The organism is Gemmatimonas sp., from assembly GCF_041689975.1.
In the GTDB taxonomy this organism is placed as follows: Bacteria; Gemmatimonadota; Gemmatimonadetes; order Gemmatimonadales; family Gemmatimonadaceae; genus Gemmatimonas.
Genome location: NZ_JBDNFF010000235.1, coordinates 18,889 through 35,922, shown reverse-complemented (window position 1 = coordinate 35,922; position 17,034 = coordinate 18,889). Strand labels below are relative to the sequence as shown.

The 17,034-nt window shown below is 63.2% G+C and carries 13 protein-coding genes; 3 read left to right on the top strand and 10 right to left on the bottom strand.

Going from position 1 to position 17,034, the window contains the following annotated elements:
• On the top strand, positions 1-628 hold a 628-nt coding region (locus ACESNG_RS15210; protein ID WP_373069586.1), incomplete at its 5' end, for an OmpA family protein.
• Between the two features lie 166 nt (positions 629-794).
• Here ACESNG_RS15210 and ACESNG_RS15205 read toward each other — a convergent pair.
• Positions 795-1,958 (bottom strand): hypothetical protein, encoded by a 1,164-nt coding sequence (locus ACESNG_RS15205; RefSeq protein ID WP_373065124.1) that lies wholly within the window; start codon positions 1,956-1,958, stop codon positions 795-797.
• Complete coding sequence (locus ACESNG_RS15200; RefSeq protein WP_373065122.1) at positions 1,955-2,320, bottom strand: HPF/RaiA family ribosome-associated protein; 366 nt, start codon at positions 2,318-2,320, stop codon at positions 1,955-1,957. The genes ACESNG_RS15205 and ACESNG_RS15200 overlap by 4 nt, the downstream gene beginning before the upstream one ends.
• A 134-nt stretch (positions 2,321-2,454) precedes the next feature.
• On the opposite strand from ACESNG_RS15200, the gene ACESNG_RS15195 reads away from it, so the two are divergent.
• Positions 2,455-3,786, top strand: a complete 1,332-nt coding sequence (locus ACESNG_RS15195) for a dipeptidase (protein WP_373065120.1) — start codon at positions 2,455-2,457, stop codon at positions 3,784-3,786.
• 105 nt (positions 3,787-3,891) lie between these two features.
• Here ACESNG_RS15195 and ACESNG_RS15190 read toward each other — a convergent pair whose 3' ends face one another.
• The 6 genes from ACESNG_RS15190 to ACESNG_RS15165 all read right to left on the bottom strand — a co-directional run bounded on the left by ACESNG_RS15190 (position 3,892) and on the right by ACESNG_RS15165 (position 14,154).
• Positions 3,892-5,253, bottom strand: coding sequence for a TldD/PmbA family protein (locus ACESNG_RS15190; RefSeq protein ID WP_373065118.1), 1,362 nt, complete (start codon positions 5,251-5,253; stop codon positions 3,892-3,894).
• Positions 5,253-6,893 carry a TldD/PmbA family protein gene (locus tag ACESNG_RS15185; protein ID WP_373065116.1) on the bottom strand — a complete coding sequence of 547 codons (1,641 nt, stop codon included), beginning with the start codon at positions 6,891-6,893 and terminating at the stop codon, positions 5,253-5,255. The genes ACESNG_RS15190 and ACESNG_RS15185 overlap by 1 nt, the downstream gene beginning before the upstream one ends.
• A gap of 96 nt (positions 6,894-6,989) precedes the next feature.
• On the bottom strand, positions 6,990-10,262 hold the full coding sequence (locus ACESNG_RS15180) for an SNF2-related protein (RefSeq protein WP_373065114.1): 3,273 nt from the start codon (positions 10,260-10,262) through the stop codon (positions 6,990-6,992).
• Positions 10,263-10,299: 37 nt separating this feature from the next.
• Positions 10,300-12,648, bottom strand: a complete 2,349-nt coding sequence (locus ACESNG_RS15175; protein ID WP_373069584.1) for a Tex family protein — start codon at positions 12,646-12,648, stop codon at positions 10,300-10,302.
• A gap of 56 nt (positions 12,649-12,704) precedes the next feature.
• A complete protein-coding gene (locus tag ACESNG_RS15170) occupies positions 12,705-13,070 on the bottom strand; it encodes a hypothetical protein (RefSeq protein ID WP_373065109.1) in 366 nt (121 codons plus the stop codon).
• 118 nt (positions 13,071-13,188) lie between these two features.
• Entirely contained in the window at positions 13,189-14,154 is a 966-nt protein-coding gene (locus ACESNG_RS15165; RefSeq protein WP_373065107.1) for a hypothetical protein, read from the bottom strand.
• A 109-nt stretch (positions 14,155-14,263) separates the two neighbouring features.
• Between ACESNG_RS15165 and ACESNG_RS15160 the strand changes: the two genes are divergently transcribed.
• Positions 14,264-15,631, top strand: a complete 1,368-nt coding sequence (locus ACESNG_RS15160; protein ID WP_373065105.1) for an MFS transporter — start codon at positions 14,264-14,266, stop codon at positions 15,629-15,631.
• Between the two features lie 480 nt (positions 15,632-16,111).
• Here ACESNG_RS15160 and ACESNG_RS15155 read toward each other — a convergent pair whose 3' ends face one another.
• Both ACESNG_RS15155 and ACESNG_RS15150 read right to left on the bottom strand, forming a co-directional pair.
• The gene (locus ACESNG_RS15155; RefSeq protein ID WP_373065103.1) at positions 16,112-16,456 is read right to left on the bottom strand and encodes a hypothetical protein; all 345 of its coding nucleotides are present in this window, start codon (positions 16,454-16,456) and stop codon (positions 16,112-16,114) included.
• 71 nt (positions 16,457-16,527) lie between these two features.
• The gene (locus ACESNG_RS15150; RefSeq protein ID WP_373065101.1) at positions 16,528-16,917 is read right to left on the bottom strand and encodes a type IV pilin protein; all 390 of its coding nucleotides are present in this window, start codon (positions 16,915-16,917) and stop codon (positions 16,528-16,530) included.
• Between the last annotated feature and the right edge of the window lie 117 nt (positions 16,918-17,034).

The following is a 17,034-nucleotide window of genomic DNA, read 5'->3' as shown; positions in this document are numbered from 1 at the left end:
GCTAGCGATTGTGGCCAGCTCGACCGTATCTGGTTGTGCGAGCCTGAATCAGAAGGAGAAGGGAGCCGTGATCGGTGCTACGGCCGGCGGCGTGGCCGGCGGGGTGATCGGCCGCAACAACGGCTCGACGGCCAAGGGCGCCATTCTTGGTGCCGCTGTGGGCGGTGCAATCGGCGCGGTCATCGGTAACCAGATGGACCAGCAGGCCAAGAAGATCGAACAGCAGGTTGCCGGCGCCTCGGTGGAACGCGTGGGTGAAGGCATTCAGGTCACCTTCGCGAGCGGTCTGCTGTTCGACTTCGACAGCGACAAGAACCGTAGTGAAGCCGCCAGCAATCTGCGAAGCCTGGCGCAGAGCCTCACCGAGTATCCGAAGTCCGACTTGCTGATCGTCGGACACACCGACTCGGTGGGCGACGACAGTTACAACCAGGCCCTCTCTGAACGTCGCGCCCGCGCGACGGCCGACTATCTCGTATCACAGGGCGTGCCGCGCGCGCGCCTACGTACGTCGGGTCGCGGGGAACTGGAGCCCATCGCCAACGCCGACGACGAGAAGAACCGTCGCGTAGAAGTCGCGATTTACGCCAGCGATGCGTACAAGGCGGAGCTCAAGAAGGACAAATAGCCTCGAGCTGAGAGCTCAACTGCAAACTCCTCAGGAAGCAGGAGGGAGGGTTTCAGGGGGCAGGAAGCAGGTTGACCGCGCGTGGTTCCTGCTCCCTGCTTCCTGAAACCCTCCCTCCTGCTTCCTAAGGAGTTCGCAGTCGATTTCTCACTATGAACTTTCAGCTCTAAAACCGATAAATCGCCGCAATCCCGGTAGTCGATGGCATGCGGTCACGCGGCACCATGACCACGTCACCACCCATGCGCAACACGATCTCGGCGAGATCATCAAGAATGTCTTCTACATGCGGATCATCCAGCTCACCATGTGATACCTGCGCGGTGGCGCGATCCACATGACCCGGCACCACGCGGTCGTCGTCCACCAGCAGCGCGCGTACGCGTCCACCGAGTGCGGCCATGGCCGCGTCGGAGAGCACATCGGATGCGAGACCGCGCGGAAGCGCAGCGCCGTATTCGTCGATGTAGCCTTGCAGCCGTAGAGTGTATCGCGGCTCGACGATCTCCCATGCCTTTTGACGCAGTTCGTCGGGAGAGAATGCGTCCGGATTGCCGGCGATCGCATCGGGTAGTAGCAGCGCATTGTGGCTTACCCCGCGAAAGACCGCGTGATGTTCTGGCAGCGCAACAAGTACCATCGGCAAACCCGAGTGCTTCGTATGATGCTCGACAATTGCCCGGTCCACCACGCGAAAGAATCGCTCGGTGTCCTTGTCAATCTCATCTTTGCGTGAACCCGATCCCGCGTGCATCGCGATATGCGCACCGCCATGCCCGAGCTGACCCACGGGGTTCAACGCCGTGTGCGACTCGGTCACTTCTTCACCCAATGCTTCAGTGAGCGTGCGTGGAACGCTCGCATGCATCGTGATCTCGTCGACTGCGTCACGGTTGCCTTGAAAGAGGCGCACGTGATCACGCGTGATCGCGAGCATCTGGAATCGATCAGCCGACTGCAAGACACGCAGCAGTGGCTTGATGTGGAACGATTCGGCCACGATGGCACGCTCCGGCACCGCACGCTGGAGCTTGTAGACTTTATAAAAGTCCGCGTGCAAAAATACCGCGAGCCCATCAAGCGCATGCGACCAGAACCGATCGCTATCGGCCAGCTCGTGTAACGGCGCGGTGAACGCCTCCAGCTCGGCGGCACCCATCTCATTGGCCAACGCCGATTCGGCTTGCCGCAGCAAATTACGGAAACGCACAACGTCCTGCTGCGACGCGGGAAAGCGACGGCCGGTAGGAAGGTAGATCGACACGCACGGGCCCGTCCGATCCAGCAGTAATTCCGGGAAATGCTCCACGGTAGGCGTGGTCATGGTCATAGTGGCATCCCTTGATCGACAGCGGGGCGATCGTAGGGATCGATACCTTTGGGCGGACGCAGCTTGGCCAGCCGCTTGTCGAGCACGCGCACGAGCTTGTCACGCGCGCCGTGGAACGCCGCCGAGAGCGTGGCCGCCGCGTGAGTCACTGCCATCGGGTCCTGGCCGGACAACCGCGCCTCGAGCGTGCATTCCTTGTCGGACGCACCGGACTTTACGGCGTTCGCATCACGGAAGTGGACTTCGATCCGGGTGATCTGGCTCGAAAAGCGGGCCAGCGAACGAAGCAGATCGGTCTCGACCTCACGCATCGCCTCGTCCCGGCCGTCCACATGATTGTCCGTATTCAGCTGAATGAGCATGTCCTCTCGCTGTCAGGGTGAAGCCATCGAGGAATGCACGCCTTGTGCCGAACCAGCGGGTGTGCCGTGTCAGGCGTAGACTCAATAGCAAAGGTCCGTGTCATACCCCGAAGTCCCCCCCGAGACTCCACCATATGTCCATTTCGAAAACCCTGCGCTGTGCTGCCCGCGGCTGTGCCGCGTTTGGCTTTTTCACCGCGCCGGCGCTACTCAGCGCGCAGAGCCGTCAGCCCGTAACCGATGAAGCCGCCGTGATGGCCAGTGCGAAAGCCGTGCATTCGGCCGTGCTCTCCATCGACACGCATGTGGACATCGCGACGGGCAATTTCACCGCGACCGGGCCGAACTATTCCCAGAAGCTGCCGCGCACCCAGGTTGATCTCACCAAGATGGAAGAAGGTGGACTCGCCGGTGCGTTTCTGGTGGTATATGTCGGACAGTCTCCCAAACTCGACGCTGTAGCATTTGCCAGCGCCAACGCCCAGGCGCTCGAAAAGTTCGACGCTATTCACCGCCTCACCGAACAGCTGGCGCCATCACGCGCCGAGATCGCGTACACGGCCGCCGATGCCCGTCGCATTCACACGGCCGGCAAGCGCGTGATCTTCATCGGTGTCGAGAACGGTTTTCCGATCGGCGCCGACCTCACCAACGTACAGAAGTTCTTCGAGCGTGGTGGACGGTACATGTCGCTCGCGCACAACGGACACAGCCAGCTGTCCGATTCGAACACCGGTGAGCGCGACGGAGTGTGGCTGCACAACGGCCTGAGCCCGCTCGGCAAACAGGTCATCGTCGAGATGAACCGCCTCGGCATGATGATCGACGTTTCACACCCGTCGAAGCAGTCGATGCTGCAGACGATCGCGATCTCGAGAGCGCCGATCATCGCCTCGCACTCGGGCGTGCGTGCGATCTGCAATCACAGCCGCAACATGGACGACGAGCAGCTCAAAGCGCTCGAGAAGAACGGCGGCGTGATCCAGCTCGTAGCGTTCAACGGCTACATCAAGTGCGATCCCACGCGCGATCTGCCGCGCGAACAAGCGCGTGCGGCCGCGATGACGGATCTGCGTGCGGAGTTCGGCATCACCGCCACCGATCGTCGTGAACAGCAGGCGCAGATTCAAACGCTCGACGACGCGAAGCGCAACGCGTACCTCGCCAAACAGGAAGACATCACCGCGCGCCGCTATCCGTCGGACCCGCCGGCGACCGTGAAAGACTTCGTGAACCACATCGATTATGCGGTGAAGCTCATCGGCATCGACCACGTGGGCATCAGCTCAGATTTCGACGGCGGCGGCGGCGTGGACGGCTGGCGCACTGCGTCGGAATCGCTGAACGTCACGACCGAACTCGTACGCCGCGGCTATTCGAATGCCGAGATCGCGAAGATCTGGGGTGAAAACCTCTTACGCGTGATGGCGGTGGTGGAGAAGGTGGCGGCGGGATCGAAGCGGTAAACTGACCGTCACGTGAGTTTGGAGTGGTGAGTCGAAGTCTGGAGTGTTGAGTTTGAACTCACAACTCCGACCTTTCATTCACCACTCCAAACTCACAGCAAACCATCAGACCGCCTCTGACAATGACGTAAAGTTGAAATCCCGCGCCTTGATCGACGGCATCACCACATCGCCGCCCTGCTCTGTTCCGGCCAGCCGTTCCGGGCGGCCGAGTGCTTCGATGTTGTTCAGCAGGAACAACGGCGACTCATTGAAGCGGAAGTTGCGCAGCGACTTCGTGATCGTGCCGTTCTCCACCAGAAACGTGCCGTCGCGCGTGAGTCCAGTGTAGAGAATCGTGCGCGGATCGACTTCGCGCAGATACCACAGTCGCGTGACCAGAATGCCGCGCGTGGTGCCCTTGATCAGATCCTCGACCGACTGCGTACCACCAGCCATCTTGAACGTGCTCGGGCCACCCGTCGGCGTCTTGCCGTGCTTCTTCGCCCAGAAGCGCGAGTAGATCAACTGCTTGAGCACGCCCTTCTCGATCCACACCTGTCGGCCGAGCGGCATGCCTTCGAAGTCCCACGGACGACCATTCAACTGCGGATCGGCCGGATCGGAAAAGATCGTGACGCGTTCATCGACGATCTTCTCGCCGACCTTGTTGCCGCCGCCCTGCTTCACAAACGGACTACGACCTTCATCGGCGCTGCGCGCATCGGCGTAGTTGGAAATCAGCTGGACGATATCACCGACCGCCTGCGGCTCCAGAATCACCGTGTAGCGGCCCGGTTCGAGCGCGACCGGCTTCTGCGACAAGCGTGCTTTTGCGATCGCGGTCTCCGCCACGCGACGCGCATCGATCTGCGCCCAGTCGGCGTGATCGGCGGCGGCCCACCCGGACCCGGTACCGTCAGCGGTGCGCGCCGTGAGAGTGTAGTTCACGTTCGTACTGCGATGATACGCGAACATGCCGGTGCTGTTGCCGATCGCCAGCGCGCCGGCCGTGTTCACGAGATAACCAGCGGCCTTTACGTCACCCGCCTTGCGCGCCATCTCGAGCGCGATCAGCGCGGCTTTGGCGCGATCGTCGGCCGTGAGAGCCGCCGACGCCTCGAAGTAAGAAGTCACGGGTGCGTACTGCTGTGACCCGAGCTGTGGCATCGACTCGGGATCGTCTGGAGCGAGACGAGCCAGACGTTCGCTCTGGTCCACCGCGCGTTTGATCGCCTCGTCGGAGAGATCGTTCGTGGTGACCACTGCGTGCTTCGCGCCGAACGCACTCTGAATGCCGAGCTGCGCATCGGTGGTCGCACCGGCCGTGGACACCTGGTTGTCGGCGAAGCGGATGTTGCCCTGCGTGTACGTGTTCACCTGCACGTCGACCGCATCGGCCTTCGACCACTTCACCGCCTTCTCGACGATGGCCTGGGCCTGCTCACGCGTCAGCATCGCTTCGTTTGCACTCCCGCGTTCGCGCATCAGGCCTTCCTTCCGGTATTGATCACATTGACGTTCTTGAAGCGCGCCGGCGGCGAGCCATGGCTCACCGCATTGACCTGCGCCGGCTGACCCTTACCGTCGAAGAAGCTGCCGCCGAGCACATAGCTCGACTTACCGCCGATCATGTCCAACGAGTTCCAGAAGTCCGGCGTGCGGATCTGATACGCGACGTCCTTCAGCACACCCACGATCTTGCCGCCCTTGATCTCGTGGAACGTCTGGCCGCCGAACTGCGCGTTGTACCGCTGCTGATCGATCGAGAAACTGCCGTCGCCCTGAATGAGAATACCGCGATCGGTGGCCGCGACCAGATCGTTCATCGACTGGTCCTTCTCTCCCGGCAGCAACGACACATTCGGCATGCGCTGGAACTGCACGTTGTCCCAGCCCTGCGCAAACGAGCAACCGTGCGAGCGCACCGGTCGGCCGTTCTTGTCGTACCACCAGCGCAGCCACGGCGCCTGTTCGCGGGTGGTCTGATAGTCGTTGAACATGCCGTTCTTCACGATCAGGAATTCATCGGGCTTCACGCCGTCATCGTCCCAGCCGATGGTGGAGAGACCGCCTTCCTGCGTGCGGTCGCCCTGGATGTTCATGATGGTTGGGCCGTACTTCAGGGTACCGAGCATCTTCTCCGGTGGCGCCACGAAACTGGTGCCGGCGTAGTTCGCTTCGTAGCCCATCGCGCGATCGAGCTCGGTGGGATGACCGATGCTTTCGTGAATCGTGAGCCAGAGATTCGACGGATCGAGTACCAGGTCGTATCGCCCCACATCCACCGGCTTCGCGGTGAGCTTAGCGGCGGCCTCTTCACCCCACTTCGGTGCATTGCCCACCAGATCCGACGCCAGCACATACTCCCAGCCACGGGCCATCGGCTGAATCATGTTGGCGCGACTCTGGAAGTCGGAGAAGTCGGCCGACACCGCTGTGATCTGCATCGTGGGCCAGGAACGCACCGTGTCCTGCTGAATGAACGAGCCGTCGGTACTCGCGTAGTTGCGCTCGTCCTTCACGAAGAAGAAACCGCTGGACACGTACTTCACATTCTTCGTCTTCATCGCAGCGACGTTGGCCCTGAGCAGCAGGTCGGCCTTCTGCTCCACGGGAATGTCGAACGGGTCCTGCACGTACGCGCCCTTCCACTTCCCATCTGCGACCACGGGAGACGGCAGCCATTCCACGGGGCGAGCCCGCGCAATGCGTGACGCCTTGGCGATCGCCACCGCTTCACGCGCGGCGGCCGCGGCGCCATCGTTGGTGAGTACCCGCGTGGCCGCAAAGCCCCAGGTGCCATCGACCAAGGCGCGCACACCGATGCCTACGGTGTCGGTATCGACCACCTGCTGAATCTGCTGCTCGCGTGTGAACACAAAGTTCTGGCGCTGCCGACTGCAGCGCACATCGGCGTAGCTGGCGCCCGCCATCTTCGCCGCATTGAGCGCAGCGTTCATCAATTCCTTCACCCCGGGGATATCCGCGAACATCTCGAGTGCGCGCAGATCCGGCGCCGGTGAGGCACCAAGCAATCGGGGGATGGCAGCAAGCGAGCTGCCGATCAGCAGCGAAGCACCCAACGCGGAGCCCCCCTGCTTCATGAAGTCACGGCGAGAAGGCATGGCGAGAAAGTAAGGGGTACGGGGTCGGGGGTAAGGAGACTCCCCTGCCCCAGACTCCCTACCCCATACGCCCGACTCCCGACCCGTACTCGGCTGTTATCCCAACAGCAATTGCAATTCGTCTCTCCCAACCCCCGCGAGTCCGCCCTTGTCCTCGCTGAGAATGGCGTCGGCCAATGCCCGTTTGCTGGCCTGCAGCTCGAGGATCTTCGACTCGATCGTGTCCCGCGCTACCACACGCGTCGCAATCACCTGACTCGTCTGTCCAATACGATGAGCCCGGTCGATCGCCTGCGCTTCCACCGCCGGATTCCACCACGGATCGAGCAGATACACGTACTCGGCCGCCGTCAGATTGAGCCCGTGTCCGCCAGCCTTGAGGCTGATGAGAAACAGCGGCGGACCATCGGCCGATTGGAACCGATCCACGCGCGCCTGTCGATCACGCGTGCGTCCGTCCAGATATTCGTACGGCACCCCGAGCGCTTCGAGGCGCGCGCGCAACAGCGACAGAAAACTCGTGAACTGCGAGAACACCAACACCTTGTTGCCCTCGGCGGCGATCTCCTGCAACGCCGGCACGACCGCGTCGAGCTTGGCCGATGGCAGTGAAGCCTTGGTCGGATCGACCAGCGCCGGATGACAGGCCGCCTGGCGCAACCGCAACAGCGCTTCGAGGATATGCATACGCGACTTGCCGATGCCGTCGCGCTCCACACGATCCAGCAGACTCGTGGCATACTGGCTCCGCAGCTGCTCGTAGAACGCGCGTTGCTTGGGTTCCAGCTCCACTTCGATCGTCTGCTCGATTCGCGCGGGCAGTTCCTTCGCTACCATCGCCTTGGTGCGCCGCAACACCACCGGACGCAAGGCGCGCGACAGCAGCTCCTGCGCCGACACGCCAGTGCCCGCCGGCATGCCGGGACGCAGTGCCGCCAGTGTGCGTGTCGCGGAACTGAACGTCGTCGCCGCCCCCAGCATGCCGGGGTTGAGGAACTCGAACAGACTCCAGAGCTCCTCGATCCGATTTTCGATCGGCGTACCGCTCAACGCAAGCCGATGATCCGCCTGCAGCAACCGACACGCCTTGGCGGTGGCGGTGCCGGCGTTCTTGATGGCCTGCGCTTCGTCGAGAATCACATAGTCGAACCGACGCGAGCCGAGTCGCGCGATATCGCGACGCAACGTGCCGTAGGTGGTGATCGCCAGATGCGCATCGACGGTGTCGAGATCCTCCACCGACCGCTCCGCATGACTGAGATCGTGCACCTTGAGCTGCGGTGTGAAGCGCGCCGCCTCCCGCACCCAGTTGAACACGAGCGACCGCGGCACCACCAGCAGCGACATCCCGATGCCTGCTTCGCGCCGTGCTTCGAGCATGGCGAGCACCTGCACCGTCTTGCCCAGACCCATGTCGTCGGCCAGACAGCCACCCAGCGCGAAGCGACGCAGGAAGCCGAACCACGACAGCCCTTCTTCCTGGTAGCCGCGCAGCGTGCCCACAAAGCCACCGGGCACGGGGACGGCGTTGATTCCCTGGAATTTCTTCAGTTCCGAGCGGCCCGACGCGAGCGTTTCGTCGACATCGACATCGGGCAACGCCGCCAGCAGCACATCGAGCAACGCAAGCTGCGACGAACGGAAACGGATACCGTCGCCACGACGCACGCCGATCGCGAGCAGCGCACGCAGTTCGTCGAGGGATTCGTCGGGGAGAAACCCCACGACGCCGTTGCCGAACTCGATCAGCTCATTGCCTTCATCCATCGCCGTGAGCAGCTGCGACAGCGTGAGCTCGTGTTCGCCGTAGCGCAGCGTACCGGTGAGATCGAACCAGTCGATCCCTGAACTCACGCGTACCTGCAACGGACTCGGCGCCACGAACGTGGCCCCGTCGGACTCGATCAGCCATCCGTCGCGCACGAGCGTCGAAATCAGTCGTGGCAGCGTGTGCGGCTGCACCACGAGCGACAGGCGGCTCTCGGCGTACGAGTACATCTCCTGGGCGCCAAGCGCACGCAGCCGCGTCATCGCATTGCGTTCGGCCGCCGCGCGACGACGATACAGCGTGCGCGTCTTCTTGTCGAAGCAGGTCGACGCCGTCGACGCCGCATCCACGAACTCCGCGCCGTAACGGAAGCGCAACGTGAGCCACGAGGGCGACGTGCGCCACGAGCCCGCGCCACTGGTCACGCGCACCATCGGCACCGGCGCGACATCGCTCTCGATGTGCATCTCCCCGGCCGGCAACGCGAGGCGCGGCATATTGGGCAGTGCATGGTACTCCGCCAGGAACGCCGACGGATCCTCGCCCAATTCGAACTCGCCCGCCGTCCACAGTTTTTGCATCAGTGGCCACACCTGATCGCCGTCGAGACGCGACAGCGTCGGGCCGAAGAGCACGAGCCCCGACTCATGAATCCAGTTGGCGTCGCTGAGGGGGCGCACGGTCTCGTCGCGCAGCAGCTCGCCCACCAACTGGTACGCGTCGGGCGTCGGACGATCGAGACGCATGGCGACCTGCCACGGTGTGTGGTCGTCCCATGAAATCATACGTGCATCGAGCGACGGGCGATTACTGCGCAGTCGCGCGCGCCCCGTGTCGCAGATCATGCGCAACGTGGTGCGATAGGCACGCGGGCGCACGATGAATCCACCCGTGGGCATCGTGGCGATACCCTGCGCGTCGGAGCTTCCCAGCAGCATCTCCGCGATCTGACGATCGACCGGATCGGGCGCGTTGCACCACGCGTCGATGGAGTACTGAAAGTGCTTCGGCGCTTCCCACACGCTGTCGCGATCACGGCGCTGCGTCGTGATTTCCACGCGCACGCCGCGATGCTGTGCGCTCTCGGTGAGATGCACGAGATACACGATACGCCGGTCTTCGGGGAGCGACGTGGCGCGGTTGGTCAGACGCGTTTCGGTGAAGACCGAGCGCTGACGGCCACTCGTGTCGCGCAGGGCGGTCTGCCACTCGGGCGCGAGCGTCGCCTTCACGTCGGCCGGGCGCGGCTGCGGCTTCATCACGGCCAGCGCATGGCGCTCGAAGGTGACCTGTGGCTCGGCGGCCGATGACGCCGCGGTTTCGAGCAGCGGCTCGAGCGTGCCCTGAGCGTCGAGCACGCGCAACAGCGCCCACAGGTGCTTGCAGGCACCATACTCCTGCCCGTGGGGGCAGGTACAACCCAAATGCAGTCGCCCCGGGCGCGGGCGCAGAAACACCCCGTACGGGCGGGTGCCCTGCACGACGCCGGTTGCCGCACCGGCGTCGACATGCTCGACGGTGAGCACGAACGGATCGATGTACGCTTCCCCGCGTTCGCGGATAGCCGGGGGAAAACACTGCTCGAGCAAGACGGGAATCATGACCAGCGAAGTCTAACGACCACCTCACCAACGGCTGCTACTTGAAACGAATTCCGTTGGGAGCAACGGCACCCTTGGTCGGTACGAACGGCTTCGCCGCCGGCGTGTTGCTCGGCGCCGGCCGCGCCGGACCACGGTTGTTCGACGTCACATCGCGCCGGGTACCGCCCTCGCCCCGCTCGCCGCCGCCCTGTGGCTTGCCGGTCCCGCTGCCGCCATCGCTGCGCATGCTGAGGGCAATCCGGCCACGGGCCAAATCGATCGCCTGCACCGTCACCTTCACCTTCTGCCCGACCTTCACGGCATCGTTGGGGTCCTTGATGAAACGATCGGACAGCTGACTCACATGCACCAGACCATCCTGGTGCACGCCGATATCCACGAAAGCACCAAAGGCCACGATGTTCGTGACCACGCCCTCGAGCACCATGCCCGGTAGCAGATCGGAGGGCTTCTGAATGTCCTCCCGGAACGCGGGCGGCTCGAACGCGGCACGCGGATCGCGGCCAGGCTTCTTGAGCTCCGCCACAATGTCCCGCAGCGTGGGCATCCCGACATCGTCGCTCACGTACTTGGTCAGGTCGATCGAATCGACTAATGACTCGTTGCCGACCAGCGAGCTTACATCGGCCTTCAGATCCTTGGCCATCCGCTCCACGAGGGCGTACCGCTCGGGGTGCACCGCGCTCGAGTCGAGCGGATGCGCACCGCCGCGCACCCGCAGGAAGCCCGCCGCCTGTTCAAACGCCTTGGCCCCGAGACGCGGGACGTCCTTGAGGTCGGCACGCGACATGAGACGGCCCCGCTGATCGCGCAGCGACACGATGGCCTGCGCGAGTCCGGGACCGATGCCGGCCACGTAGCCCAACAGCGCCGCCGACGCGGTGTTCACTTCGACACCCACCCGGTTCACGCAGCTTTCCACGATATCGTCCAAGCGCTGCTTGAGACGCGACTGATTCACGTCGTGCTGGTACTGACCGACACCGATGCTCTTCGGATCGATCTTCACCAGCTCCGCCAGCGGATCCTGAAGGCGACGGGCGATCGACACCGCACCACGCAGCGACACGTCGAGTTCGGGGAACTCCGCGCGCGCGAGATCGGACGCCGAGTACACTGACGCACCGGCCTCATTTACCACGACTACCTGGGGACGCTCGCCACCAACTGGCGGGTCGAGCTCGCGCATCGCCGCCTTGGTGAGATTCTCCGTCTCGCGGCTGGCGGTCCCATTCCCGATCGCGATGAGCTCCGGCGTAAAGCGCTGCAACAGCAGGCGAATCGCGCCGGCGAACCGGTCTTCCTGATGCAGATACAGCGTATCGGTGTGCACCAACGCACCCGTGGCGCTGACCACGGCCACCTTTACACCGCTGCGGAAGCCCGGGTCGAGACCGATCACACGCTTCTCGCCGGCCGGTGACGACAACAGCAACTGTTCGAGATTACGACCGAAGATCGTGATCGCTTCGTCATCGGCGCGCGTTTTGAGCTCGACGCGCAGTTCCACCTCGATCGCCGGCGACAACAAGCGCTTGTACGCATCGACCGCCACCAGTGTGAGCTGCCGGGAAGCGGTGCGATGGCCGATCACTTCGCGCGCCATCCGCGCGTTGATCTCTTCGATCGGCGCTTCCACACGCCACATCAACTCACCTTCCGTCTCGCCGCGTCGGATCGCCAGCATGCGATGGCTGGGAATCGTGCCCAGCGACTCCGCATAATCGAAGTAATCCTTGAACTTGGATTCGTCGCTCGCCTTACCCGTCATCACGCTGCTCTTCACGACACCCTTGGCGCGTGTGACCTCGCGCACCCAACCTCGGATGAGCGCGTCTTCCGCTACCTGTTCCGACAAAATGTCACGCGCGCCCTGCAACGCGGCCTCCACGGTCGGCACTTCCGAAGGCTTGCCATCGACCTCGGGCAGCACGTGACCCGCCGCGACGGCCAATGCCGCGCCATCATCGAGCGAGCCGGTCCACAGTCCTTCCGCCAAGGCTTCGAGGCCGCGTTCACGCGCTATCATGGCGCGGGTGCGACGCTTGGGTTTGAACGGGAGGTAAAGATCTTCGAGTGCCTGCTTGGTATCCACCGAGAGAATGGACGCCTTGAGCGTGTCGTCGAGTTTGCCCTGTTCGTCGATGCTCTTCAGCACCGCGGCACGGCGATCCTCGAGTTCGTTCAGATATTCGGCGCGCTCGCGCACATCGCGCAGCTGCACCTCGTCGAGACCACCCGTCATTTCCTTGCGGTAGCGCGCGACGAACGGCAGGGTAGCGCCCTCAGCGAAGAGGGCGAGCGTGCGCTGAACCTGTTGCGGATTCAGCGAGAGTTCCGTCGCGACGCGCGCGACGATGGCGGGAGCAATCGTTTCGGTCATGTGCGCGGATACTATGCGTCAGGTGAACCGAATTCCACGCCTTGCGTTTTCCGACCTCAGTGCGCATCGGCCCTGTCCGCCAGCTGTTCTTCAAGGACCTCGGTACCGAGCTGCTCACTTTTGATCCCAACGCGCAGGCGACCGTAGATACTCATGTACTGGTTGGCAACCCACACGACCGCAAACCAGGCCAGGATCACGCCGCGCCAGTCGGGCAAGAGAAAGCGCCACTCGGTGAGCCACAGCGCGAGCAGCGCAACGTAGTGACTGAAGCAGTACTCGCAGGTGAAGAGATAGAAGAACTTCCTCACCACCAGCGTTGACGCTTGCTGGCTGCGCCGCGCGCAAAACTCGCGTGGTTCGCGGAATACTTCTTCGTGGGTCACGGTCCACGCCGCGCACGCGACGGGGATCGCCAGCAAGAACAGCCAGGCTGTCTGCGTTCCCAACGATGGCAGCGTCGTCGCGACAAGTGAGGAGAAGATCATGCCCGACTCCCGCGCAAGAGCGAGGCCGACCTGCCGGACTCAGCGTATCAGGTCAGTTGCAACCCGCGACGGCGCTTTCCCAGAGCACACCCCATCCCGTCTTCTTGCGCGACAGTACGGCGGCGCCCAGTGCCACACCATCGTCGCGACCGAACAACAAACGCACATCGGGCACACCGACATTCCGGAACGCGAGCAACGGCTCGGCGACCACGAGCTCTTCCTCGTGTCCAGCCGCGCGTTCGTGCCACGCCACGGTCCACAGCTTCGCATTGTCGCCGATCGCATCGACGACGATCACCAGACGTTCTTCCTTCGGATCATCTTCCTGATTCACGCGGCGGGCCAGCGTGGCCACGACGAAGGCAGTGTCGAGCCCGCGCGTGCGCCATGCCCGCAACACCACGAACGGCAGGCCCCGAAACGTGCTGCTAGTGTCGTCGCCCAACCCCGACGCAAGACGCGTGAGATCGATTGCCAGACGCGCCGAATCGCGAGGGGCGAGCCCTTCGATCGAGTCGAGCGGGATCGCGGTGACGCGTCCCATCACGAAGGCTGCGGTCCACGGTGCCACCGTCACGCCGGCATCGATCGCGAGGCGCGCCACCGGCCAGGCCGAACATCCTTCGTCCACGCGCGGCGCGCCTTCGACGGTGAGCCGCGCCATCCCCACCTTGCCGCTGCGGGAAAACAGTTCGATCCGCCCGTCGGCCGACGAAGCGCCGATACCCGCGGTATCACCAACCGTGAGCTCCGTGGCGTCCGGACGCAGCAGCGAACCCGCCGTCAGCCCGCCGTCTACCGTAGGCAGCACGACGAACGGACCAGCACCAGCGTCCCAGCCGCTGCTGGAGACGGTCGTGGACACACTGTCCGCACCGCCGGGGCCTCCCGCAGCCGACGCGGAATCGGTGTTCGACGCCGAGGATCGGCTGTCACAGGAAACGGTCGTGAGCAGCGCCACCACGACGGCGACGACGCGAACCGTGCGAACGGTGTCACGAGGGGCGCTACGCATGAAAAGATCGGGATACGTCATGCGGCGTACTGGACAGCGTGTGTGTATGCACGGACTATAATCTGCCGCATGGTGGTGCCCATTACGAGACTCCTGACCAAGACTGCTCATGGCTGATGTCCGCACGGGATCCCGGAAGGGATTATTGAACGCCCTCGGTCTGCATCGACCCGAGTTGCGTGCCTGGGCAATGTACGACTGGGCCGTGTCCTCCATGCAGACCGTGATCACGACGGCGGTGTTCCCGATCTATTTTATCAAGGTGGCCGGCGAGAATCGCACAGCTGAAGCCGCCACGCAGTCACTGGGCTACGCGAATACCGTGGCGGCAATCGTGATCGCGTTGCTGGCGCCCATTCTCGGGGCGGTAGCCGACGTCAAGGCGGCCAAGAAGCGCTTCCTCTTCGCCTTCATGCTGATCGGCGTGGTGTCCACCGCCGGCATGTTCTTCATCGACGGCGGTGAACTGCTCTTCGCCTCCGCGCTGTTCGTGCTGTCGATCGCCGGCGCCACCGGCAGCTTGACGTTCTACGAAGCGCTTCTGCCGCACATCGCGAGCCCCGACGAGATCGATCGGGTGTCTACCGCGGCCTATGCCATCGGCTACATCGGTGGTGGACTACTGCTCGCCATCAATCTGGCCTGGATCAGCAATCCGGGGCTGCTGGGCTTGCCTGGTGGAGAGGGAATCACGGCCGACCAGGCCACGCTCCCGTCGCGCCTCGCCTTCGTGTCGGTCGGTGTGTGGTGGCTGCTGTTCTCGATTCCGGTGCTACGCACAGTGCCGGAACCGCCGCGTACCGTGGAGTCCGACGAAGGCTCAACCGCCAATCCGTTTGCCGCCGCCTTCTCGCGCCTCGGCGAAACACTGCGCGAAATGCGCCACTACAAACAGGCGTTTCTCGCCATGCTGGCGTTCACGATCTACAACGACGGCATTCAGACGATCATCAAGATGGCGGCGGCCTTCGGCACCGAGATCGGCATCGCACGGCCCGCGCTGATCAAGGCGATCCTACTCGTGCAGTTCGTCGGCATTCCGTTCGCATTCGCTTTCGGCGCCCTCGCCGGAAAACTCGGCGCGAAGCGGTCGATCTTCCTTGGACTCGTGGTCTACACGGGCATCTGCATCTACGCCTACGGCATTCACACGGAACGCGAGTTCTATATCCTCGCCGGCCTCGTCGGGCTCGTGCAGGGCGGCACGCAGGCCCTGAGCCGCTCATTGTTCGCCAGCATGGTGCCCAAGCACAAAAGCGGTGAGTTCTTCGGCTTCTACTCGGTGTTCGAAAAGTTCGGCGGCATTTTTGGTCCGCTGGTGTTCGCGATCGCGATCGGTCAGACCGGCAGCAGCCGCGGTGCCATTCTGTGGGTGATCGCGTTCTTCGTGATCGGCGGCGCGATCCTGGCCACGGTCAATGTGAAGGAAGGCGAACGCGCCGCGCGTGACGCCGACGTGAATCTGCGCATAGTGTAATGCACGAAGGATGCGAATCGATTTCCGTACTGATTTCGTGATGCATTCCTGATGCTCTACGAACTGCTCAAACCCGTCGTCGGGGTCCACAGTCTTCGCCAATCCATTCGTCGCAAAGTTTCTGCGCACCGTTGGCGTGGTACCACTGCGTCGGGCCAGCGACGAACGCCCTGCATGTCGCTACGAGCGTATCCGCTGCATGGAGTGCGCGGGGTCCGGATCGTACCCATCGGCCTGCTCTTCGAGCGCAAGGACGCGGTGGCGTTGGAGCGACTGGCGGCTGAACGGTGACGAGTTGAGAGCTAAGAGCTAAAAGTTGAGAGCTAAAAACAAACGGCAACGGCTGGAACACGGAAACGGCGGATGACTCCGAAAAGCACGGATAAGCGAAACAGCGCATCTGATCTTATCAGTGCTTTTCGGAGTCATCCGCGGTTTCCGTGTTCTTGCTTTTCAGGACACTATACTGAACGCCGCGGCTCAGTCGCTCAACAATCGCTCGTCCATCGGCGGATACACCGGACCGCCAAGATCCCAATGCCAAGCCGCTCGGCGCTCGTCGGTACGCGGATCGCGCAGCGGCTTGTATTGCAGACGGCCCGCAGGAATCCCCACCGCTTCGCCGTACTCGAGCAGGCGCGCTCGGTCGGTGCTCACGAAATGCACCATGGGACGGCCCAGCCAGACGTGTCGGTGCAACCACAGCCCGCCGTCCATCGCGTGAATCATCCCCGCTCGGCGTTTCCGGAACTCACACGCCCCCGACGCAAACGTGACATCGCGCAGGCGGGCGGCTCGTCGCTGTGGGTCGGGGTCCGTCGCCATGGAATATTCGAAAACGTCCAGAAAGACTCAGCGATTGCTGTGATACACCGTGAAAGTCGCAGTACTGAAGACTACTGACAATGAACGACCCCTTCCGACGTGGCGCCACCGAGCGGCGCCGCCTGCCCGTAAAACACCGCGCACGTGAGCGGGAAGGCGGAGGGATGTGTGGAGGTTGCCGACCAACCGCGACCGTTCGCTTCCGCGATCGCGATCGTCACGCCGTTCGTGCTGGAGAAGTTCAATGCGGCCACGTTGGCCGTGTACGTCTCGTTGTAATAAAAATAGTCTTCCTGCATCGACGAGATGTTCTTCAGGTCACTCTTGAGCGACGCGGCGTACGCCTTCCCCTTGGTGTTCTGAAACTTGGGAATCGCGATCGCCGCCAGAATGCCGATGATGACCACGACAATCAGCAGCTCGATCAATGTGAATCCCTGACGGGAACGGGACGGTCGCATGTGGCTTCCTCGGGGTCGGCCCGGGACCACTCAGTCCCGGGTGCAGGCATTGGGGGCGGGAGGGAAACTCCCCGCGATACCCTCTTCCTTAGCAACCCGGATGCCGCGCCCCGTTCC